Source organism: Pedobacter sp. N23S346 (genome assembly GCF_048515415.1).
In the GTDB taxonomy this organism is placed as follows: Bacteria; Bacteroidota; Bacteroidia; order Sphingobacteriales; family Sphingobacteriaceae; genus Pedobacter.
Genome location: NZ_JBLYEE010000001.1, coordinates 766,812 through 788,456 on the forward strand (window position 1 = coordinate 766,812; position 21,645 = coordinate 788,456).

Genomic DNA, 21,645 nt, shown 5'->3' on the forward strand with positions numbered 1-21,645 from the left:
GCTTCGCAAAGACGGCTCTTCGCGAGGGCGGTTTTCCACAAAGGACGATTTTTCTAGTGGATACGCTAACCAACTAATCATGATATTTATAATTTCTTAACCAATAAATGCGCCTCTACATTAAGCCAGCCATATTTTGAATCACCACTGCTTTTATATCCTCTAATGTTTTCAATAACGTAAGTAAATTGATAATGATTCACCACTTTAGAAAAGGTTAATTCATTTTCAGGAAGGAGGAATTCCTTACTGTTTTTTTTTGGTTTTAGCTTGTTCGCATCGGCCAGTGCTATCGATCGATCAAAAATTTTAGAAATATTCACATTAATTTGTGCGGTATCGCCAAGTTTAATCGATATGTTTTTGTTCTCCTGTGAACGGTCTATTTTAACTTTTATACCATTCAAAACCTTTTCGGTATCATCATAGCTACTGACATTCATGAAGTAATCATAACCCTTAATATTAAAAAAATCATGATTGGAATTAATGAAATTATATTCTGAACTGCTGTAAAGTGCGTTAGTATCACTTACTTTAAAAATAGAAAAGGCAGAATCTACTGTAACAGAACGCTTGCTATATCCCTCAACATATTTATTATTAATATTTTGCTCTACCCGCTTTAAATCTTTTTTAGTAAAATCCTGCAAAATGCTTAAGCCATGTATCGATACCAGGTACCTGATGATCATGGGTTTCTCTTCCATGTCCTCTTTTTTCTTGGAGTTCAATATTTTCTTCAACCGGTTGATTTGAGAATATATCGAAAGGCCAGCTGCACTATGCGGGCCATAAACCGCAAAGAGCGTTATGATAGCCAGGCTAATCGGAATAACTTTAATATTTTGTTTCTTACTAAACAGGAAATAGGCCGTAATGCAGGTAAGCCAAAGGGCGATGACAACCAGAATATACCGACTCTCGGTAATGCCATACGGATCAACGCGTTTCCAAACGGCCAACAGAAGAAGTACAATTAGCGGTACCAGCATGGTATAAAAGAAGCGGGAGAAAAGCTTAATCCAGCTGTTCCCTTCCTTATCCTTCATGGGATAAATGAGCAAAAGTGAAAGGATACCAAAAACAGTATAACCGATAATTAAACTGGATACCAATCCCTTTGGAAGCGACCAGATAGCGATAATTTTGATTTCATAAAATAGTAAAATCGCCAGGTAAATGGTCATTAATGGGATCAGTACAAACTGCGTGAAAATTTTTAATCCCTTTGGGTAAGATACGTCTTCGTCTAATTGTTGGAAGTTTCCGGGTACACCGGCAAGAAAGAAGATCGGACTAAAACCGCCGGCTATGATTGCAAAAACCGTCATGTAGGTTCGCCAGTGAATGTCGACATTAAACAAACCATCAACAGCTACAAGTGCAATTGCCAAACCGCCATATAAAACAGCAGAATAAAGCGCCGCAGTTAAAAAGCGTAAGAACAGCACTTTATTAAATTGCCAGAAACCATTAATATGACCTTGATCCATAAATGGGGAAAAGGCTACGAATAAATGAAACGCAAATGCCAGTAAACCAATCCGGAGCTGATCAGAAAAATTATCATCAGGATCAAGCAAACAGAAAAGTATAAGGCAGAATGAGACCGCTGCAATTCTGATCAGCCACTTTTTCTGGAGCGTAAATGCTTTTTTTTCTGCCATTAAATCTAATGCCAGTGTAAGTGTAAGGCCGAGATTACTGATTAAAACTGCTTTTATTAATAAGCTTAAATGCTGGTGATGTTCAGAATGGGTGCTGTAAATATTGATATTGATGTAAAAAGCCCAGCAAACCGTTGCAATCACAATAAATGCAAACTGCACCGGGAAGCGTTTAATTACAGCGATTAAACCTTGATACAGATGCTGTAGAGATGGTAATTTCATAGCGTAAAAATTTTTCTAAATATAAATCTTTTAACAACTTAAGCACCTGGATTATCAAATTGTTAAAAAAGGTTAAAGGCTATTTTAACTAAGCTATTAGTTTTATCTTGTGATACGAAACTAATCAATTATCTATGAAACGAACGCTCCTCTCTATGTGCTTTCTGGTTATTATTCTGTCCGGTGTGAAGGCACAGAACATTCATCAAATTAAAGGTCGGACCATCGACACTGTATCGACCTCACTACTCTCAAGTGCAACAATTGCCGTATTAAATGCCAAAGATTCTACCTTGGTTAAATTTGCAAGGTCTGCAGAAAATGGCTCTTTCGAAGTTAATGGGATTAAAAATGGTAAATTCATCCTCCTGGTGTCTTATCCAAAGTATGCCGATTTTGTAGATCAGTTTACTCTCGATTCCACAACTCAAGTGAAAGATTTTGGAAAAATTAACCTGACGGGGATGGCTAAGCTTTTGGCTGATGTGATTATCAAAGGCGAAAGAGCAGCCATTAAAATTAAGGGAGATACAACTGAATTTAATGCATCGAGCTACAGCATCCAGCCTAATGATAAGGTAGAAGATTTATTAAAGAAACTACCTGGGATACAGGTTGATAAAGATGGAAAAATTACTGCGCAAGGAAAAAAGGTGCCAAAGGTATTGGTAGATGGAGAAGAATTTTTCGGGGATGATCCCACACTGGTAACTAAAAACCTTCGTGCCGATATGGTTGATAAAGTTCAGCTTTATGAAAAATCCAGCGATCAGGCGGCGTTTACAGGTGTTGATGACGGACAGAAAACACAAACCATTAATATCAAACTTAAAGAAGATAAAAAGAGTGGTTATTTCGGAAAGGTTGATGGAGGCTATGGTACCGACGGTTTCTATCAGGGCCAGGTGCTGTTTAACCGTTTTAAGGCCAAGCAAAAATTTTCAGTTTATGGCACCGCCAGCAATAACGGAACCACAGGTTTAAGCTGGCAGGATAACAATAAGCTAAATGCCGGCGGCGATAACATGCAAATGGGCGAGGATGGCAGCATGTGGTTTAGCTACGGTGGTGGCGATGAATTGGAAAATGGTAATTATTATGGTGAAGGGATTCCACAAGCATTAACGGGTGGAGCACACTACGATAATAAATGGAATAATGATAAGGAAACCATTAATACCAATTATAAGTTAGGATCTTTAGGTATTAAAACCATTAAAAACACCATTAGTCAGAATAATTTACCAGATGGGATTATCAACACCAATACGGATGAAATTTCTGATAGAAATGTATTCAGACAAAAAATTGATGCAACTTATACCATCAAGCTAGATACCACCAGTAACCTTAAAGTTTCGGTAGATGGAATGCTGAAGAACAGCGATAACACATCCAGCTTATTAAGTACAGGCTTACGTGGTGATAATTCACTACTGAATAGCAATGAGCAAAGAAACAGCAATGACGGGAAAGAGCAAAGTTTTAATATTTCTGCTTTCTACACTAAAAAGCTTAAAAAGGCAGGGCGTAATTATTCCATAAATATAAGTCAGCGGTTAAATCAGATTAGTACGGATGGTTTCTTGTTTTCTGATGTTAATTATTTTGATGAAGCCAGTGTGTTTTTAAGAAGAGAACTTACTGATCAGTTTAAGAAAAACATCACCAGAAATTCTGTTTTAAGCACAAATTTCACTTACAACGAACCGATAACGAAATCAATGGCGCTGGTGCTTAATTACGGTTTTGGTATTAATGATAGTCGTTCTGATCGGAAATCATTTAACCAATCCACACCTGGTAATTATGATGTTCTGGATAGAGAATTTAGTAATGATTTTAAGGCTACTCAATATGTTAACCAGGGTGGAGCCATTTTCAATTATAAAAAGCAAAAAACAACGGTTAGTTTTGGTAGTAAAGTGAGTGCGGTAAAGTTCGATCAGTTAGAGCAATTATCCAATCAGAGTTATAACCGGAGTTTTGTAAACTGGCTTCCTCAGGCCAGCTATCTCTATAAATTTTCTGCGCAGAAATCATTCAGATTTAGCTATAACGGAAATACTACCCAACCAACGGTAGACCAATTGCAGCCAGTTAGGGTAAATGATAATCCCTTGTATCAACCATTAGGTAATCCAGATTTGGCTCCATCATTTAATAACCGTTTCAGTGTAAATTATAATGCTTATAAGGTTTTAAGTCAGCAATCGATTTACCTGAACGGTAATTTTGGTTTTGCAAGTAAAGCAATTGTAAGCAGTACCGAAACGGATGTTTTAGGTAAAACGATAGCCAGATCTATTAACCTAACCGATAGAACACCCATTAACTTTAATTTTTATGGCGGGATTAACAGGAAGGTGAAATTTCTTTTTGATACCAGTATTGGCTTAGGCTTAAATGCAGGTGGCAATACTAATTATAGCTATGTAAAAAATCAGTTTAGCGATGTTTTTGAATTGAATCAAATTGAGTCAATTCGTTTTAACCCCACCCTAGATATTAATCGATATAAAGACAAGAGCGAATTTTACATGAGTTTTGGGCCAAGCTACAATTCACAGGTAGCTTCTTTGCAGAAAGACCGTGCAAATAAAGGATGGGGTGCTTATGGTTATGGAGGCTTTGGAATTAATTTACCTAAAAAAATTAAGGTACGGGCAGATGGAGAATATACCTACACGCCAAAATCGCCCGCATTTGATACCAGTTTTGAGCAAATCATCATTAACGCATCCATTACCAAAGCTTTTTTCAAGAACGAAGATTTGAAATTTACTCTCCGGGGTAATGATTTATTTAATCAGAATCGTGGTTTCAGAAGATCAGCCTATTCCAATATGATTACGCAAACGACTTATAACAATATCAATCGTTACTTTATGTTCTCCCTGGTGTGGGATTTTAATAAAATGGGTGGCGGAGCGCCTCAAAAGTAAGCCGTTTTATCCCGGCTTACCAACGCTAAAAACAATCTAAAAATTGACCTTTTAAAATATGATAATGAAATTAAGATCTGCTATCCTGCTGCTTATTTGCACCATGAATTATGCAATGGCACAAAATGCACGCTTTGTAAACCAGGGAACTATTGAGTTTGAAAAGAAAATAAATGTTTATGCTTTGCTAAAAGATCAGGCCAAAAGATATCCGGATAACATTTGGAGTACGCAGGCCCTGGAGCAGTATCAAAAAAATAATCCACAGTTTAAAACCCTAAAAAGTGAACTAATATTCAAGAATAATCTAACATTCTTCAATCCGGTACCAGATGAAGCGGCTACAAATAACTGGCTGAATAGTTTTGGATCTGCAAAGCAGAGCAATATCATTTTAACAAATCTGAAAACCGAAACCAGCATTATTCAGAAATCCATTTACGAAGAAACTTACCTGGTTAAAGATTCTATCCGTAAAATAAACTGGAAAATTACTGACGAATTCAGGACCATCGCCGGGTATGATTGCCGAAGAGCCAATGCTTTGATTATGGATTCTATTTATGTAGTTGCTTTTTATGCAGAAACCATTCCTGTATCTGGCGGACCAGAAACCTTTACCGGATTGCCTGGTATGATTCTTGGCGTAGCCTTACCCCGCGAACATATCTCGTGGTTTGCCACCAAAATAAGTGATATGGAAATTGCCGATGCAAAATTAAAGGTACCATCTAAAGGTAAACCAGTAACTAAAAAGCAGCTAAGTGATATTTTAAAAAGCGCCTTAAAAGATTGGGGCAATTATGCAAGTGATATTCTGAAATCTGCTGATATGTAATTCATATATTAGCCGGAAATGTATCAGCCCCTATTTAATCATATTAACAGGTTTGTGACTTTGAGTGAGGAGGAAGAAAAAATTCTGGCCTCGGCACTTCAATCTTTTTCCGTTAAAAAGAAGGCTTTTTTGCTAGCGCAGGGGCAAACCTGTAAGGCTAACTATTTTGTAGTAAAGGGTTGTTTGAGGTTATATTTTATTGATGTTAAGGGCGTAGCGCAAACCACTCAATTTGCAATCGAAAACTGGTGGATTTCCGATCTCACCAGTTTCTTGTTTCAGAAACCTTCTACGTTCTTTATCCAGGCTGTAGAAACCACAGAAGTGATTGCTATAGCCCACCAAGATTACGAAAAGTTGTTTGAACAGCTTCCAAAGCTGGAGAAATATTTCAGGTTGATTTTTCAAAAACTTCATCAGGCTTCTCAACAACGGATCATGTTTCTCTATAGTTTTAGTGCAGAGGAAAGGTATCGTCATTTCAATGGCTTATTTCCAGAATTTGTACAACGCATTCCACAGTATATGCTGGCTTCTTATTTAGGTTTTACACCTGAGTTTTTGAGTAAGATCAGGGCAAAGAGGTAAGTGCGTGCTGTAGTAATATTTACCACCTAAGAGGTGTTAGATGGTTTATCGGCGTTTAACCACAGCGGTAAAAGAGAAAAGGCACCGGGAACACAAAAGTTGAGTTTTAATAGGCTTAACCGCAAAGAAATATAAGAGAAGGCGCAAAGAGCGCCAAGCTGGGGTTTAATTTTTTTCTCTGTAAAAATCTCTGTGCACTAGGTGGTTAACTCTACATCCAACTTTTTTTTCTTTGCGAAAAACTTTGTGCCTTTGCGGTTATTTATAAATGAGTTTAACCGCGAAGAAACATAAGATAAAAGGCTTCGAGTATCATCATTCGTTCACTTAACTATCGACTGCAGACTCCCAACTCCGGACTAACCTTTCTTAAACTACATTAAGTTTTTTGATCAATTGGTTCCAGACCTTTACCTCGTAATCAAAAACAAATAAAATGGAAAACAGAATCAATATTCAAGAAGTAGCGCCGGCAGCTTATCAAGCTATGTATGGTCTGGAAAAATATTTATCGACTACTAAAATTGACCCAATTCTATTGGAGCTGATTAAAATGAGGGCATCGCAAATTAATGGTTGTGCTTTTTGTTTAAATAAGCATAGTGCGGATGCGCGTAAAATTGGTGAAACTGAACAGCGGTTATACCTCCTGAATGCCTGGAGAGAAACCACCTTATTCACTGAACAAGAGCAAGCTGTTTTGGCGCTAACTGAAGAAGTAACGTTAATTGCAAATCACGTCTCAGAAGCTACTTACAATTATGCTGCACTTTTTTTTGATGAGCAGCATTTAGCTCAGGTTATCATGGCTATTATTGCTATCAATGCCTGGAACAGAATTGCCATCACCACCAAATTAATGGTAGATTAATGTTTGACGTTGCCAATATGGGTAGAGCCGATTCTATTCGTATTGGTGATTTTTTTAAGATTTATTAATCTTCTTCAACCCTTCGTAAACCAGCCGAGCAATTTCCTTTGCTCCATCCGGCTGGAAATGTGTATTGTCTTTTTGTCCTTTAGGATAAGCTACATATTTGCCAGAATCTAAATTCATGAAGTAATTTTTAGTCACGAAATCATTTCCTTTTGTGGTGAAAAAGTCTGATGAAAGTGTTGTTAAGTCAATAATCGGAACTTTTAATTCATTCGCTACATCATTAACCGCCTGTGGATAATCTCCGTGGGCGCTACCGAGTTTTTCGTCTTTCCAGGGATAATTTCTGGTTACTGGCGTAATCAGAATTGGTTTGGCACCTTTTGCCCTGCTTTCCTTTACATACATGCGCAGAAAATTTTTATAACCAGGGATATCTACATAACGTTCCGGTTTATCTTTCGCTGCATCATTATGCCCGAACTGAATTAATACCAGGTCGTTTTTCTTTAATGTCGACAAAATTTCTTTCCATCTGCCTTCTTCAAAAAAAGACCGGGTACTTCTTCCGCCTTTAGCTTTATCTATCACCTGAGCACTATCACTTTTAATTAAGCGGTTCAGATTTTTCAAACTGTCTTTCGATAAAAACTGTTGAAAAGCCTGTCCCCAGCCCATTAATGGATAACGTTTCTGCATGTAATCAGCTTCCAGGCTATAATCAGCAACGGTAGAATCGCCAATTAGATAAACTTTTAACGGTTCACGTTTTATCATGAACGACATTAATAAAATTGCTAATCCTGCTAAGAGGAACATTTGATTATATTTTTTCATGTACTGCAATTATCTTATTTTATCAATTCTGAACCAGTCATATTCCGCTATTCCGGCATCATTGGTTTGCGTATCTCTTATGGCGAACAAACCTACCTTTGCGCCAATCCATTGCCCGGCTGTCGCCTGAAATTCATCGCCAGCTTTAACAAAATTAACACCATCTTCACTAAAACTAAACTGACATTTAGCGCCATTTGAAACGGTTACCCTGAGCTGGATAATGCCCGATTTTAGCTTTGCAATTTCTTTTTCATGCTCTTCTTTTCCCTTATCTGCACCTTGGCAAACACCATACATTAAATAAAGTCCATCTTTTTTGCTTTTGATACTCAGCTGTGCATAACTTCTCCCCATTACCACCAAACCAGTTTTTTCGTTTTCGAGCTTTGGGTTAGGTTTAAAATTAACCTTCGTAGTAGCGGTAAATTCATCGGCCGGGAATTTCTGCATCAATAAATTAGGGACATCCCAGAGGTTTTTTGCCTCGTCGGGAATTTTTGAAGTGTAAAGCTTCAAAACACCTTTACTGGCATCGGTAAATAACCATGTTGGCTGCGGATTAGCTTGCCACTGCCACTGTAAACCCAGGTTTGGAGTACTAAATTCATCGCTTTCTACAGGTGTACATATTGGAAAACTCTTGCCAACATTCGGTTTCTTATACACCATTACGGGTTCTCCGATCCCATCGCCATCTTTATCACTGCCAATTACAGGCCAGTTGTTCACCCATTTCATTGGCTGCAAATGCACCACTCGTCCATAAGCATCTTTATCCTGAAAGTGTAGAAACCAATCTTCACCAGTTTGTGTATTTACCCAGGCGCCTTGATGTGGCCCGTTTACGGTAGATTTTCCCTGATCCATCGCTACTTTTCTTTCATAAGGACCGTAAATGTTTTTACTCCGAAGGATCAGCTGCCAACCAGTAGAAACTCCGCCAGCCGGGGCAAACAGATAATAATAACCGTTTCGTTTATAAACTTTTGGTCCTTCAATAGTGGGATCTAACTCATGCCCATCATAAACAATTCTTCCGCTTTCGGTAACTTTTTTGCCATCAGCAGTGAGCGGCATGATTGCTAAAACGCTTTTAATTCCGGCACGACTGCCAGCATAAGCATAAGCGAGGTAAGCTTTCCCGTCTTCATCCCAAAATGGACAGGGATCAATCAGGCCTTTGCCAGCTGCTACCAGTTTCGGGGCAGACCATTCACCGGTAATGGTTTTTGCCTTGGTTAAATAGATCCCAAAATCTGGATCAGGATAGTAGATATAAAATTCTCCATTTCTGTAACGGATGGATGGCGCCCAAACGCCATTACCATGTTGTGTTTTCTCAAAATGCTCAAATGGCGGTTGACGTTTTAAGGCGTGACCAATAATTTTCCAGTTCACCAGGTCTTTCGAATGTAGAATTGGTAACCCCGGAATGGCATCAAAACTCGAAGCAATCAGATAAAAGTCATCACCCACCCGAATGGCATCAGGATCTGAATAATCGGCATTGATAACGGGGTTTTTGAACGTTCCATTGCTCTGATCTGCAACCCACACTTTTGAAACGTAATTGGTTCCTGGTATTTGAGCAAAGCTATTTATGAAAAGGCTGAAAGTAAAAATAGAGATGAATATGGATTTCATTATCATGATATAATATCTGGTTAGGGATTTATTTGATTAAATATAGATGTATCCTCACGTCGAGTGCAGATCACTACCTTGTATTAAAGACTCCTATTGCCTAATCAAGTAAAGCTTACTAACAAGGTTAAGTCTTTTTTTAATTTTGAGCAAGTTGATACTGTGCAATCGTTCCCGACATCGTTTGCGATCTTTATTGTTTGCATTTCTTCTTTGCGACCATTATTAATGTTTAAAATTGTCTATCATATATTTGTTAAAGCTCGGCTGCGTGATTAAGTTTATACTTTATTTACGTGGCCGATTTTAATTTATGCCTAACCAGATCCCAATATGAAATTCATTATTTTAGTACTGCTTGTTGCGTTTTCATTCACGGCAAATGCAATTGATGCCAAGCCAGATTTTATTGTCGATGCAAAAGGAAGCGGCAACTTCAAAACTGTGCAGGAAGCCATTCATGCCGTGCCAGATTTCAGAAATAAAATCACCACCATTTTTATAAAGAAGGGAATTTACAAAGAAAAATTAATCCTGGCAGCTTCTAAAAAGAATGTGCGGTTTGTGGGAGAAAATTTAAATGAAACGATCTTAACCTACGATGATTTCGCGCAAAAGAAGAATACCTTCGGAGAAGAGAAAGGTACATCAGGTTCATCGAGTATTTACATTTATGGGGAAGGATTTTCTGCAGAAAATATCACGTTTGAAAATTCTTCTGGTCCGGTGGGGCAGGCCGTAGCCGTTTGGGCAGGTGGCGATAAATCAACATTTGTGAATTGCAGGTTCCTTGGTTTTCAGGATACTTTATATACCTATGGAGGGAATAACCGCCAGTTTTATCAGAACTGTTACATTGAAGGTACGGTAGATTTTATTTTTGGCGCTGCTACGGCCTGGTTTGAAAACTGTACCCTTTTTTGTAAGAAACAAGGCTATATCACTGCGGCGTCTACTGCCGATACAACCAAATTCGGCTACGTTTTTAACAAATGCAAAATCACTGGTGATGCACCTGATAATAGCTTTTACCTCGGTCGCCCGTGGCGGCCATACGCAAAGGTTGCCTTCTTAAATTGTGAATTGCCCGATCTTATTCGCCCGGAAGGCTGGAATAACTGGGGAAAAGAAAGTAATGAGCAAACGGCTTACTATGCTGAATACCAGAGTGCAGGAAAAGGCGCCGATCCAAAAAGCAGAGTAAAATGGTCTCATCAACTCAGCAAAGAGGAGTATAAAAGTTACATTATGGAAAACGTTTTCCGTGGATGGAATCCGGCATCTAAATAAGGGGTGTAATTATCTGTTATTTAGGTTTTTAAATGTGTTTTGACTTGGTTTTTAAGCGTCTTTTTCCGGCAACGTTTGCATAGATTTAGTTTCGCTTTTAAAGGCAAACAACGTACACTTGTTATTACAATAACCAAGTATAATTTAACAGCGCAAATAATGAAACATATTTCCGGAAGTTTATGCCGATCTAAAATAGCCCTCGCATGCATTCTTATCTCATCTGCAGGCATGGCCTTAGCTCAGCAAAAAGTGAGTTTACCCATCATCCAGCAGGTAAAAATCAAAAACGATACGACAAGTATTGTTACTTTCGGTGCAAAAGGCGATGGTGTAGCTTTGAATACAGAAAGCATAAATAAAGCTATTTCAAGTGTTAGTCAGAAAGGTGGTGGAGTGGTTTTAGTTCCATCAGGCTTATGGCTTACTGGTCCGATTGAGCTCAAAAGCAATGTTAATCTTCATTTAAAACGCGATGCAATTCTCCAGTTCACGGATGATTTTAATCAATATAAATTAGTAGAAGGAAATTGGGAAGGCAGACCAGCATGGCGTAATCAAAGTCCTATTTCAGGTACCAACCTGGAAAATATTGCCATTACCGGAACGGGAATAATCGATGGAAATGGTGGCGCATGGCGCATGGTGAAAAAAGATAAGTTAACAGAATCGCAGTGGAAAAACTTAGTGGCGTCTGGCGGAATTGTTCGTGAAGATGGTAAAATGTGGTTTCCATCAGCAAAAACGGTTAAAGGATCGAACACTAAAAATGCAGGCGTAATCGAGCCTGGCAAAACCGCAAAAGATTACGAAGACATAAAAGATTTTCTTCGTCCGAATTTGCTGGTATTAACCAATTGCAAAAAAATTCTTTTAGAAGGTGTAACCTTTCAAAACTCACCAGCATGGAACCTGCATCCTTTGCTTTGTGAAGACTTAACCTTAAGAAACCTTCAGGTTAAAAACCCGTGGTATGCACAAAATGGCGATGGTGTAGATGTAGAATCGTGCAAAAATGTATTGATAGAAGGAAGTACTTTCGATGTTGGTGATGATGGAATTTGCATCAAATCTGGTAGAGATGAAGCGGGTCGTAAACGTGGCGTACCAACCGAAAATGTAATTGTTAGAAACAATGTAGTATACCATGCGCATGGCGGGTTCGTTATTGGAAGTGAAATGAGTGGTGGTGCTAAAAATATTTGGGTATATGATTGCTCTTTCATTGGAACCGATATTGGTTTGCGTTTCAAAACCACCCGCGGGCGTGGCGGAATTGTAGAGAATATTTACGTGAACAACATCAATATGATCGATATTCCGGGCGAGGCCATTCTTTTTGATATGTATTATGCTGCCGTAGATCCAATTGTTTTGGCTGGCGAAAAGCGTGAGGCCATTAAAAGTGTGGTGATTCCGGTTACGGAAGAAACGCCGCAATTCAGAAATTTCTACATTAAAGATGTGGTGGCCAATGGCGCTGAAAAAGCAATCTTTTTTAGGGGCTTACCAGAAATGAACATAAAAGATATCCATTTAGAAAATGTTACTATCCAATCGAAAAGAGGCATCGAAATTATCGAAGCGACAGGTATTTTTATGAAAAATGTGAAAGTAATCACAGATAACTCAAACCCGATAGTGGATATTCAGAACAGTTCAAATATTAACATTGATAAGCTTCAATATAAAAGCGGCGCTGAACTATTGTTTAGCGTAGCAGGGAATAAATCAAAAGGAATTAAAGTGAGTGGAACTGATGGTTCGAAAGCTAAAAAAACCCTCAATGTTTCTGCTGAAGTAAGTAAAAACGCATTAGAGATTTCAAAATAATATGAAGAGATCAATTTTATACACCGCAATTGCATGTCTGGGGTTCTCCACATTAACCCTAAACGGTTTTGCCCAAAAGAAACTTTCGGAGCAGTTAACCTTAACGGCAATGGAAAAACTGTTTCAGGATACCACTTTGCTGAAAGGCGCTAAAGGCCCGAAATGGACTTACGATATGGGTGTTGTTTTGGAAGGTGCCGCTGCTGTTTGGCGCAATACCGGCGACGGAAAATATTTTAAATACATCCAATCTTCTATGGATGCATATTTGGATAAGGAAGGGAATATCAATACCTACAAGCAAGAAGATTTTAATATTGATAACATTAAAAACGGACGTTCGCTTTTGCTTTTGTATAAAGTTACCGGACAACAAAAGTATCTTTTAGCTGCGAATAAACTTTACGATCAATTGCAAAAACAGCCACGTACCAAAGAAGGCGGTTTTTGGCATAAGAAAATTTATCCTAACCAGATGTGGCTGGATGGATTGTACATGGGCGAACCTTTCTATGCGGAATATGCAAAGCTGATGAAAAAAGATTCGGCTTATGATGACATTGCCAATCAGTTTATCTGGATGGAAAAAAATGCACGAGATCCAAAAACAGGTTTATTGTTTCATGGCTATGATGAAAGCAGAACTGAAAAATGGGCTGATAAAAAAACTGGTTTATCTCCACACGTTTGGGGTAGGGCAATGGGCTGGTACATCATGGCGCTGGTTGATGTTTTAGATAATTTCCCTGAAAATCATCCACAAAGAAAAGAATTGATAGCAATTTTAAACCGGACGGCAACAGCAACTATAAAATATCAGGATGCGAAATCGGGTGTTTGGTATGATATTGTCGATCTGGCAACCAAAAAAGGCAATTACCTGGAAAGTTCTGCCTCCAGCATGTTTGTTTATGGTTTGGCGAAAGGCGTTCGTAAGGGTTGGTTGCCAACATCTTTTAAGGCTGCGGCCGATAAAGGATATGTAGGTTTAAAGAAAGAATTTATTGAAAAAGCGGGTGATGAAAGAGTGAACCTGACTAAAACAGTTTCCGTTTCAGGGTTAGGTGGCAAACCTAAATATCGTGATGGAAGTTTTGAATATTATATCAGCGAAAAAGTAATTACAAATGACCCAAAAGGTGTTGGTGCTTTCATTTGTGCTGCCGCTGAAATGGAAATAGCTGCCTTGCCTAAAACGGGAAAAGGCTTAACAGTAACCGTTGATAATTTCTTTAATAACGAGTATATGAATGGCCCGACTGGTGATAAAATCCCATTCCATTACCTCTGGGATGAAGACGATAATAATGGCTTTTCATTGCTTGGAAAAGTGTTTAACGATGCAGGTGTAAAAACTTCAACCTTAAAAGCCGCACCAACTACCGCAAACTTAAAGGGAAGCAATATTTACATTATTGTAGATCCGGATACAGAAAAGGAAACGGCAAACCCAAACTTTATGAATGCTGACCATGCGAAACAGATCAGCGAATGGGTTAAAGCGGGTGGAGTATTGGTGTTGTTGCTCAACGATGCTGGCAATTGTGAACTCACTAAATTTAATGTATTGCCAGAATCGTTCGGGATTAAGTTTAATGAGGATAGCCGTAACCGCGTTCAAGGGGCAAATTTTGAGCAGGGGGCAATTAAAATCCCTGCAGGAAATTCAATTTTCAAAACAGCTAAAAAGGTTTACATCAAAGAAATTTCCACTATTGTAGCCAAAACGCCTGCTGTTGCTGCGTTAACAGATAATAATGATGTGATTATCGCGACAGCAAAATATGGTAAAGGAACGGTATTCGCAGTTGGCGACCCATGGTTTTACAATGAATATATTGATGGAAGAAAGCTGCCCGCAGAATTTGAAAATTATAAAGCTACAAATGATTTAGTGAACTGGTTGATTAAGCAGGTGCCGGGGAAGAAATAAAGTTAGCCACGGAAACACAGAAGCTATGGAAAAGTGGAATTAAACTTCCGTGCAAATCCGTGTCTCCGTGGCAAGAATAGAATAGTTAGCCACGGAAGCACAGAAGCCACGGAAAAAGAGGAATAAAACTTCCGTGTAAATCCGTTTCTCCGTGGCAAGAAATAAAATAGTTAGCCACGGAAGCACAGAAGACACTGAAAAAAGAGGAATTAAAACTTCCGTGTAAATCCGTTTCTGGGTGGCAAGAAATAAAATAGTTAGCCACGGAAGCACAGAAGCCACGGAAAAAGAGGAATTAAAACTTCCGTGTAAATCCGTTTCTCCGTGGCAAGAAATAGAATAGTTAGCCACGGAAGCACAGAAGCCACGGAAAAAGAGGAATAAAACTTCCGTGTAAATCCGTTTCTCCGTGGCAAGAAATAGAATAGTTAGCCACGGAAGCACAGAAGCCACGGAAAAAGAGGAATTAAAACTTCCGTGTAAATCCGTTTCTCCGTGGCAAGAAATAGAATAGTTAGCCACGGAAGCATAGAAGACACAGAAAAGAGGAATTAAAACTTTCGTGTAAATCCGTTTCTAGGTGGCAAGAATAGAATAGTTAGCCACGGAAATACAGAAGCTATGGAAAAGTGGAATTAAACTTCCGTGCAAATCCGTGTCTCCGTGGCAAGAAATAGAATATTTAGCCACGGAAGCATAGAAGACACAGAAAAGAGGAATTAAAACTTCTGTGCAAATCCGTGTCTCCGTGGCAATAAACAAATAAGATTAGCCACGGAAACACAGAAGACACGGAAAAAGAGGAGTAAAACTTCCGTGCAAACCCCGTGTTTCTGTGGCAAAAAAACAAATAGGATTAGGATTGAAAATCAAGGCTGGCGAAATGAACACTACGATTTGTGTTAATCTGTGTGCATCAGTGGTTAATTAAACTAACAAACAAAATGAGAATTAAATTATTGTCAACCGTTTTCTGTTGCATGCTACTGGCATCTTGTTTCGCACAAATGCCAACAGACTCAACTGCAGAAAAAATGTTGGTTTATCAGTTAGGAAATGGTGGCTGGCCAAAGCAACTGGAAGATAAGAGCGTGGTAAACTATGGCGCTACCTTAACACCACAATTATTGGCAAAAATAAAAGCAACTGCAGATAAGCATGCCACTTTTGATAATAAGGCAACCAGCAGAGAAGTGGTTTATTTAGTAAAGGCCTATAAAGAAACGAAGAATAAAGCTTATTTAAATGCAGCAGAAAAAGGCTTGGATTACATTTTAGAAGCGCAGTATAATAACGGCGGATGGCCACAGTATTATCCAGACCAATCGCTTTATCGCTCAGAGATTACTTATAATGATGATGCAATGGTTAACCTGTTGAACATTTTGCAAGATATTGCTACTAAGAAAAATGATTTCGAAGTGGTGAATCCAAAGTATCTTCCAAAAGTTGAAAAGGCAATTGTTAAGGGAACTGACTGTATCTTAAAAACACAGGTAAAGCAGCATGGCGTATTAACCATTTGGGCGGCACAATATGATAAGGATTCGCTATTGCCAGCAAAAGCAAGGGCATTTGAACCCGCATCGCTGGCTACAAGTGAGTCGGTTGGTATTATCCGTTTCCTGATGGGCATTAAAAATCCATCGCCAGCAGTTAAAACAGCAGTAACCGCTGCGGTAAAATGGTTTGATACTTATAAAATTCAAGGCTACCGTTTCGATAGGGAAAAAGGTAAAACTGCAGCGCTTGTGGCAGATCCTACCAGCATGGCCTGGGCCAGATTTTATGACCTGGATAAGAATTGTCCGGTTTTTGGAGACCGGGATAACACCATAAAATCGAAACTGGAAGAATTGAGTCCGGAAAGAAGGAGTGGTTATGCCTGGTATGGCAACTGGGGGCAGAAAGTAATTGAAAAGGAATATCCGAAGTGGTTAGCCGCTAACGGAAAATAAATAAAGTTTAACGCGTTATTGCGAGGCACGAATCAATCTATTTTGCTAGAGAGATTGATTCATGCTTTAGCATGATGGAAATGGTAAGGACATGATTTTAAACAAAGAAAATTTAAAAAACATCAACGGGGAAAAAGTTGTAAAACCAACCGCTGAAATGTTGGAGTTACCAGAAAAGGTAATTCAATTTGGTACCGGCGTTTTATTACGTGGTTTGCCAGATTATTTTATTGATAAAGCCAATCATCAGGGTATTTTCAATGGAAGAATAGTGGTCGTGAAAACCACGTCAAAAGCTGGCGTAGATGATTTTGCCGATCAGGATAATTTATATACACTTTGTGTTAAAGGGATTGAAGATGGTGTGGAGGTAGAAGAAAACCTGATCAATTCATCCATCAGCCGGGTATTATCTGCAACGTCTGAATGGGCTGAAATTTTAAAAACTGCGCATCAGCCAGAATTAAAAGTGGTGATTTCCAATACCACTGAAGTAGGTATTGTTAAAAGTGAAGATAAAGTTACCGATACCCCACCACAATCTTACCCAGGTAAACTCTTGGCATTTTTATACGAAAGATATCAAGCATTTGGTGGATCTGAGGAAAGTGGAATGGTGATCGTTCCAACTGAATTAATCAGTGATAATGCAGATAAATTAAAAGAAATTGTGCTGGATCTGGCGATCCAAAATAAATTAGGCTGGGATTTCGAAAACTGGTTAAGAACAGCGAACCATTTTTGCAAAACACTGGTAGATAGAATTGTTCCGGGCAGACTTCCAGCGGCAGCGCAACAAGCCATTGAAACCGAATTGGGTTATAGCGATGGCTTGATGATTATGGCAGAGCCTTTCAGGCTTTGGGCAATCGAATCGGCAAGTGAAAAAGTAAAGGAAGTTTTATCTTTTGCTAACGCGGATAAAGGCGTTTTCATTGTGCCATCAATAGATAAATTTAAAGAACTAAAACTGCGTTTACTCAACGGAACACACACCATTAACTGTGGATTAGCCATTTTAGCTGGTTTCCATACCGTGAAAGAAGCCATGGCAGATGAGGAATTTGCTAACCATGTGTTAAAACTGATGCAGGATGAAATCGCACCAGTGGTCGAAAATGAAGACATCACCAAAGAGGAGGCCATCACCTTTGCCAAAAGTGTAATCGATCGTTTCAGTAATCCTTTTTTAGATCATCAATGGCACGCCATTACGTTAAATTATACACAGAAATTGCAGATGCGCAATATGCCGCTGATTAGAAAATACTATGCTTTAAAAAATGAAGTTCCGCAGCTTACTGCTTTAGGTGTTGCGGCTTACATCGTTTTTATGAACGTAACAAAAGATGGCGACAATTACATCTCAACCGTAAATGGTAAAACTTTCCTTGCTCAGGATGAATTTGCTGAAGTGCTTTATAATTATTGGAAAAGCCCGGAAACAGTGGTGGATAGCACACTGGGAGATAGACGCCTTTGGGATAAAAACTTAAATAATTACCCAGGTTTCAACGCGGCCGTTAAAGGTTACGTGGCGCAATTACAAAGTAAGGGTGCAAAAGAAACTTTGAGTAACTTGCAGTCAGAAAGAACAATTTAGAAATGGTTACTAGAATATTAAAAATCCATCCGAATGATAACGTGCTCGTTGCTTTGCAAAATTTAACGAAGGGCGAAACAGTTATTTACGATGGTCACGAATATGTTTTGCAGGATGATATTCAGGCGAAGCACAAATTTTTTATGCAGGATATGAATGTCGGCGATCATATTATTATGTATGGCGTTTTGGTGGGGAAAGCCCAGCATTTTATCCTTAAAGGCGGATTGATGGATACGGAAAACACTAAACATGCTTCAGATCCTTACGAATTCAGACCTTACCACTACGACTGGCATGCACCAGATGTTTCCAAATTTGCAGACAGAACTTTTAATGGCTATATCCGCAATGACGGTCGCGTGGGTACAGCAAATTACTGGTTGTTTATTCCAACCGTTTTTTGCGAAAACCGCAACCTGGATGTAATCAGAGAAGCTTTACACAATGAATTGGGCTACGCCGTAACTGATAAATATAAATCTTACGCACACCATTTGGTGGAAGCTTATAAAAATGGCGAAGATTTAATAGAAGCTGATCCCAGCACTATCGGACAAGCAAACCCGGCAGCCAACCGCATTTTCAAAAATGTAGATGGCATTAAATTCTTAAATCACCAGGGTGGATGTGGCGGTACCCGTCAGGATGCTGCAGTGTTAAGCAAATTATTAGCGGCTTACGCAGATCATCCAAATGTTGCCGGTGTAACAGTTTTAAGTTTAGGCTGCCAGAATTTACAGGTTCAGGATTTTGTGGATGATTTGAAACAACGTTCGCCAAATTTCGATAAACCGTTATTTATCTTCGAACAGCAGCAATCGCAAAGCGAAGAACAATTGGTAAAAGAAGCGATCAGAAAAACCTTTATCGGCTTAACAGAAATCAATAAAATTGAACGTCAGCCTGCGCCTTTAAGCAAATTGGTTTTAGGTGTGAAATGTGGCGGAAGCGATGGCTTCAGCGGTATCAGTGCTAACCCTGCTGTTGGTTATACTTCAGATTTATTGGTGGCTTTGGGCGGAACAGTGCTTTTAGCTGAATTCCCTGAGCTTTGTGGTGCCGAGCAACAATTAATCGATCGTACGAAAGATGAAACTGCGGCCCGTAAATTTATCCAGCTGATGACAGCCTATAATCAGGCTGCAGAAAATGTTGGGTCTGGGTTTTTTATGAATCCATCACCTGGAAATATTAAAGATGGTTTAATTACCGATGCGATTAAAAGTACAGGCGCAGCCAAAAAAGGAGGTACATCACCTGTAGAGGACGTGCTGGATTATACCGAACCTGCTACAAAACCGGGCTTAAATCTGGTTTGTACACCGGGTAACGATGTAGAAGCAACCACAGGCAAAGCGGCGGCTGGCGCTACTTTAATTCTTTTTACTACAGGATTAGGTACGCCAACAGGAAACCCGGTTTGCCCTACCATTAAGGTATCTACCAATAATGCTTTGACGAAACGCATGGGCGACATCATTGATATTAATTGCGGACCAGTAATCGAAGGTGAAAAAACCATCGAAGAAATGGGCGAAGACATTTTGGAATATTGCATTAAAGCGGCCAGTGGTGAGGTAATTCCGAAAGCGGTGCTCTTAAACCAGGATGACTTTATTCCGTGGAAACGAGGGGTGAGTCTTTAGTTTGGAGTCGGGAGTGTGGAGCAGAGTCTTTAGTCAAAAGTCCTGAGTCAAAAGTCCTGAGTCAAAAGTCTTGAGTGTAAAGCAAACAACGAACCCATGGTTGGTGACTCACCAACCATTACCGTAATCTAAACCCATGGTCGGTGGCTCACCGACCATAAAAAATAACTTGGTGCATCGGCCATTAAAAAATGTTTCACCAACCTTTACATAATATTAACAGATCAGAATATTCGGATCTAAAACGCATTTAAATAATGAAATCTTTCTTAGACGAAAATTTTCTTTTGCAGAGCGAAACGGCTGAAAAGCTTTACCATGATTTTGCGAAATCTTTACCTATCATTGATTATCATAATCACTTGATTCCGGAGCAAATTGCAAATAACACGCAGTTTGAAAACATTACTCAGGTTTGGTTAGCAGGCGACCATTACAAATGGAGAGCCATGCGTGCCAACGGTGTTGATGAAAAATATATCACCGGAGATGCTTCAGATTTCGAAAAATTTGAGAAATGGGCAGAAACTGTTCCTTATACTTTGCGCAATCCTTTATACCACTGGACGCATTTAGAATTGCAGCGTTATTTTGGAATCACTGATATCTTGTCGGGTCAAACAGCCCGTAAAATTTACGATGAGTGTTCTGCCAGGCTGCAAACACCCGAGTATTCAGTTCGTGGTTTATTGGCGAAAATGAATGTAGAAGCGGTTTGTACTACTGATGATCCGTTGGATAGCCTGAACTTTCATCAACAATTGGCAAATGAAGGTGTGGCTTTGAAAATGTTGCCTGCTTTCCGCCCTGATAAGGCAATGAACAGCGATGATGTTGCTGGTTTAAACGAATATATTGATAAACTGGAAAGCGTTGTGGGTAAAACCATCGGCAGTTTTCAGGATTATATTGATGCGCTAAAAAGCCGTCACGATTATTTCGCCGCTAACGGATGTTCGGTTTCAGATCATGGATTAGAGCAAATTTATGCGGAGGATTATACCGAGCAGGAAATCACTTCTATTTTCGATAAAATCAGAAGTAAACAAGATCTTTCTTACGAGGAAAACCTGAAATTTAAATCAGCCATGCTGATCTATTTTGCAGAGTGGGACCATGAAAAAGGCTGGGTACAGCAATATCACTTAGGTGCTTTACGTAACAACAATGCCCGGATGTTGCGTCAGCTTGGACCAGATACCGGCTGGGATTCGATCGGAGATTTTTCTCAGGCCAGAATGCTTTCTAAATTCTTAAACCGGTTAGATAACCAGGATAAATTGGCAAAAACAATTATCTATAATCTAAACCCGGCAGACAATGAATTAATTGCCACAATGATTGGCAATTTTAATGATGGTTCTGTGGCAGGTAAAGTTCAGTTTGGTTCTGCCTGGTGGTTTTTAGATCAGAAAGATGGGATGATTAAACAGTTAAATGCCTTATCAAATATGGGGCTTTTGAGTCGTTTAGTTGGTATGTTAACCGATTCCCGCAGCTTCCTTTCCTTCCCTCGTCATGAGTACTTCCGGAGAATAGTTTGTAACCTTTTTGGCGACGATATAGAAAACGGAGAGTTGCCTGATGATTTGGAATGGGTGGGCAAAATAGTGCAGGATATTTCGTACTTTAACGCAAAAAATTACTTTACATTTTAACTAAAACAGGTCTGTGTTAAATGAATGTTGATCCATAAATTCACATTTACTTTTTCACAGATTAATTATATCGATGATGAGTGTCCGCATTAAT

14 protein-coding genes are annotated in these 21,645 nt (G+C 39.1%); 11 read left to right on the top strand and 3 right to left on the bottom strand.

All coding sequences use genetic code 11. The annotated features are described in order from the left end of the window. Positions 1–86: 86 nt before the first annotated feature. The gene (locus ACN1CD_RS03310) at positions 87–1,895 is read right to left on the bottom strand and encodes a DUF4153 domain-containing protein (RefSeq protein WP_419128821.1); all 1,809 of its coding nucleotides are present in this window, start codon (positions 1,893–1,895) and stop codon (positions 87–89) included. 134 nt (positions 1,896–2,029) lie between these two features. Here ACN1CD_RS03310 and ACN1CD_RS03315 point away from each other — a divergent pair, with 134 nt between their 5' ends. From ACN1CD_RS03315 to ACN1CD_RS03330, 4 genes are all read left to right on the top strand, one after another. Then, positions 2,030–4,840, top strand: coding sequence for an outer membrane beta-barrel protein (locus tag ACN1CD_RS03315; protein WP_419128822.1), 2,811 nt, complete (start codon positions 2,030–2,032; stop codon positions 4,838–4,840). Positions 4,841–4,904: 64 nt separating this feature from the next. Further along, on the top strand, positions 4,905–5,678 hold the full coding sequence (locus ACN1CD_RS03320; RefSeq protein ID WP_419128823.1) for a GLPGLI family protein: 774 nt from the start codon (positions 4,905–4,907) through the stop codon (positions 5,676–5,678). Positions 5,679–5,696: 18 nt separating this feature from the next. Beyond that, positions 5,697–6,266 (top strand): Crp/Fnr family transcriptional regulator, encoded by a 570-nt coding sequence (locus tag ACN1CD_RS03325; RefSeq protein ID WP_419128824.1) that lies wholly within the window; start codon positions 5,697–5,699, stop codon positions 6,264–6,266. Between the two features lie 436 nt (positions 6,267–6,702). After that, positions 6,703–7,137, top strand: a complete 435-nt coding sequence (locus tag ACN1CD_RS03330; protein ID WP_419128825.1) for a carboxymuconolactone decarboxylase family protein — start codon at positions 6,703–6,705, stop codon at positions 7,135–7,137. 54 nt (positions 7,138–7,191) lie between these two features. On the opposite strand, the gene ACN1CD_RS03335 is transcribed toward ACN1CD_RS03330, so the two are convergent. Both ACN1CD_RS03335 and ACN1CD_RS03340 read right to left on the bottom strand, forming a co-directional pair. Further along, positions 7,192–7,980 (bottom strand): rhamnogalacturonan acetylesterase, encoded by a 789-nt coding sequence (locus ACN1CD_RS03335; protein ID WP_419128826.1) that lies wholly within the window; start codon positions 7,978–7,980, stop codon positions 7,192–7,194. A gap of 9 nt (positions 7,981–7,989) precedes the next feature. Continuing rightward, positions 7,990–9,627 carry a glycoside hydrolase 43 family protein gene (locus tag ACN1CD_RS03340; protein WP_419128827.1) on the bottom strand — a complete coding sequence of 546 codons (1,638 nt, stop codon included), beginning with the start codon at positions 9,625–9,627 and terminating at the stop codon, positions 7,990–7,992. Between the two features lie 333 nt (positions 9,628–9,960). Here ACN1CD_RS03340 and ACN1CD_RS03345 point away from each other — a divergent pair, with 333 nt between their 5' ends. The 7 genes from ACN1CD_RS03345 (at position 9,961) to uxaC (ending at position 21,551) form a co-directional block, all read left to right on the top strand. Further along, the gene (locus tag ACN1CD_RS03345) at positions 9,961–10,917 is read left to right on the top strand and encodes a pectinesterase family protein (protein WP_419128828.1); all 957 of its coding nucleotides are present in this window, start codon (positions 9,961–9,963) and stop codon (positions 10,915–10,917) included. Between the two features lie 159 nt (positions 10,918–11,076). Further along, positions 11,077–12,750, top strand: coding sequence for a glycoside hydrolase family 28 protein (locus ACN1CD_RS03350; protein ID WP_419128830.1), 1,674 nt, complete (start codon positions 11,077–11,079; stop codon positions 12,748–12,750). A 1-nt stretch (position 12,751) separates the two neighbouring features. Further along, a complete protein-coding gene (locus tag ACN1CD_RS03355) occupies positions 12,752–14,683 on the top strand; it encodes a glycoside hydrolase family 88 protein (RefSeq protein ID WP_419128831.1) in 1,932 nt (643 codons plus the stop codon). A 944-nt stretch (positions 14,684–15,627) separates the two neighbouring features. Then, positions 15,628–16,641 carry a pectate lyase gene (pelA, locus tag ACN1CD_RS03360; protein ID WP_419128832.1) on the top strand — a complete coding sequence of 338 codons (1,014 nt, stop codon included), beginning with the start codon at positions 15,628–15,630 and terminating at the stop codon, positions 16,639–16,641. Positions 16,642–16,732: 91 nt separating this feature from the next. Then, on the top strand, positions 16,733–18,244 hold the full coding sequence (locus ACN1CD_RS03365) for a tagaturonate reductase (RefSeq protein ID WP_419128833.1): 1,512 nt from the start codon (positions 16,733–16,735) through the stop codon (positions 18,242–18,244). 2 nt (positions 18,245–18,246) lie between these two features. Beyond that, positions 18,247–19,893, top strand: a complete 1,647-nt coding sequence (locus ACN1CD_RS03370; RefSeq protein ID WP_419128834.1) for a UxaA family hydrolase — start codon at positions 18,247–18,249, stop codon at positions 19,891–19,893. A 257-nt stretch (positions 19,894–20,150) separates the two neighbouring features. Continuing rightward, positions 20,151–21,551 (top strand): glucuronate isomerase, encoded by a 1,401-nt coding sequence (uxaC, locus tag ACN1CD_RS03375; protein WP_419128835.1) that lies wholly within the window; start codon positions 20,151–20,153, stop codon positions 21,549–21,551. Positions 21,552–21,645: the final 94 nt, after the last annotated feature.

Bases quoted from the DNA above. Each gene is read 5' to 3' on its own strand.
- ACN1CD_RS03310 (WP_419128821.1), bottom strand. From the start codon at position 1,895: ATGAAATTACCATCTCTACAGCATCTGTATCAAGGTTTAATCGCTGTA.
- ACN1CD_RS03315 (WP_419128822.1), top strand. From the start codon at position 2,030: ATGAAACGAACGCTCCTCTCTATGTGCTTTCTGGTTATTATTCTGTCC.
- ACN1CD_RS03320 (WP_419128823.1), top strand. From the start codon at position 4,905: ATGAAATTAAGATCTGCTATCCTGCTGCTTATTTGCACCATGAATTAT.
- ACN1CD_RS03325 (WP_419128824.1), top strand. From the start codon at position 5,697: ATGTATCAGCCCCTATTTAATCATATTAACAGGTTTGTGACTTTGAGT.
- ACN1CD_RS03330 (WP_419128825.1), top strand. From the start codon at position 6,703: ATGGAAAACAGAATCAATATTCAAGAAGTAGCGCCGGCAGCTTATCAA.
- ACN1CD_RS03335 (WP_419128826.1), bottom strand. From the start codon at position 7,980: ATGAAAAAATATAATCAAATGTTCCTCTTAGCAGGATTAGCAATTTTA.
- ACN1CD_RS03340 (WP_419128827.1), bottom strand. From the start codon at position 9,627: ATGAAATCCATATTCATCTCTATTTTTACTTTCAGCCTTTTCATAAAT.
- ACN1CD_RS03345 (WP_419128828.1), top strand. From the start codon at position 9,961: ATGAAATTCATTATTTTAGTACTGCTTGTTGCGTTTTCATTCACGGCA.
- ACN1CD_RS03350 (WP_419128830.1), top strand. From the start codon at position 11,077: ATGAAACATATTTCCGGAAGTTTATGCCGATCTAAAATAGCCCTCGCA.
- ACN1CD_RS03355 (WP_419128831.1), top strand. From the start codon at position 12,752: ATGAAGAGATCAATTTTATACACCGCAATTGCATGTCTGGGGTTCTCC.
- pelA (WP_419128832.1), top strand. From the start codon at position 15,628: ATGAGAATTAAATTATTGTCAACCGTTTTCTGTTGCATGCTACTGGCA.
- ACN1CD_RS03365 (WP_419128833.1), top strand. From the start codon at position 16,733: ATGATTTTAAACAAAGAAAATTTAAAAAACATCAACGGGGAAAAAGTT.
- ACN1CD_RS03370 (WP_419128834.1), top strand. From the start codon at position 18,247: ATGGTTACTAGAATATTAAAAATCCATCCGAATGATAACGTGCTCGTT.
- uxaC (WP_419128835.1), top strand. From the start codon at position 20,151: ATGAAATCTTTCTTAGACGAAAATTTTCTTTTGCAGAGCGAAACGGCT.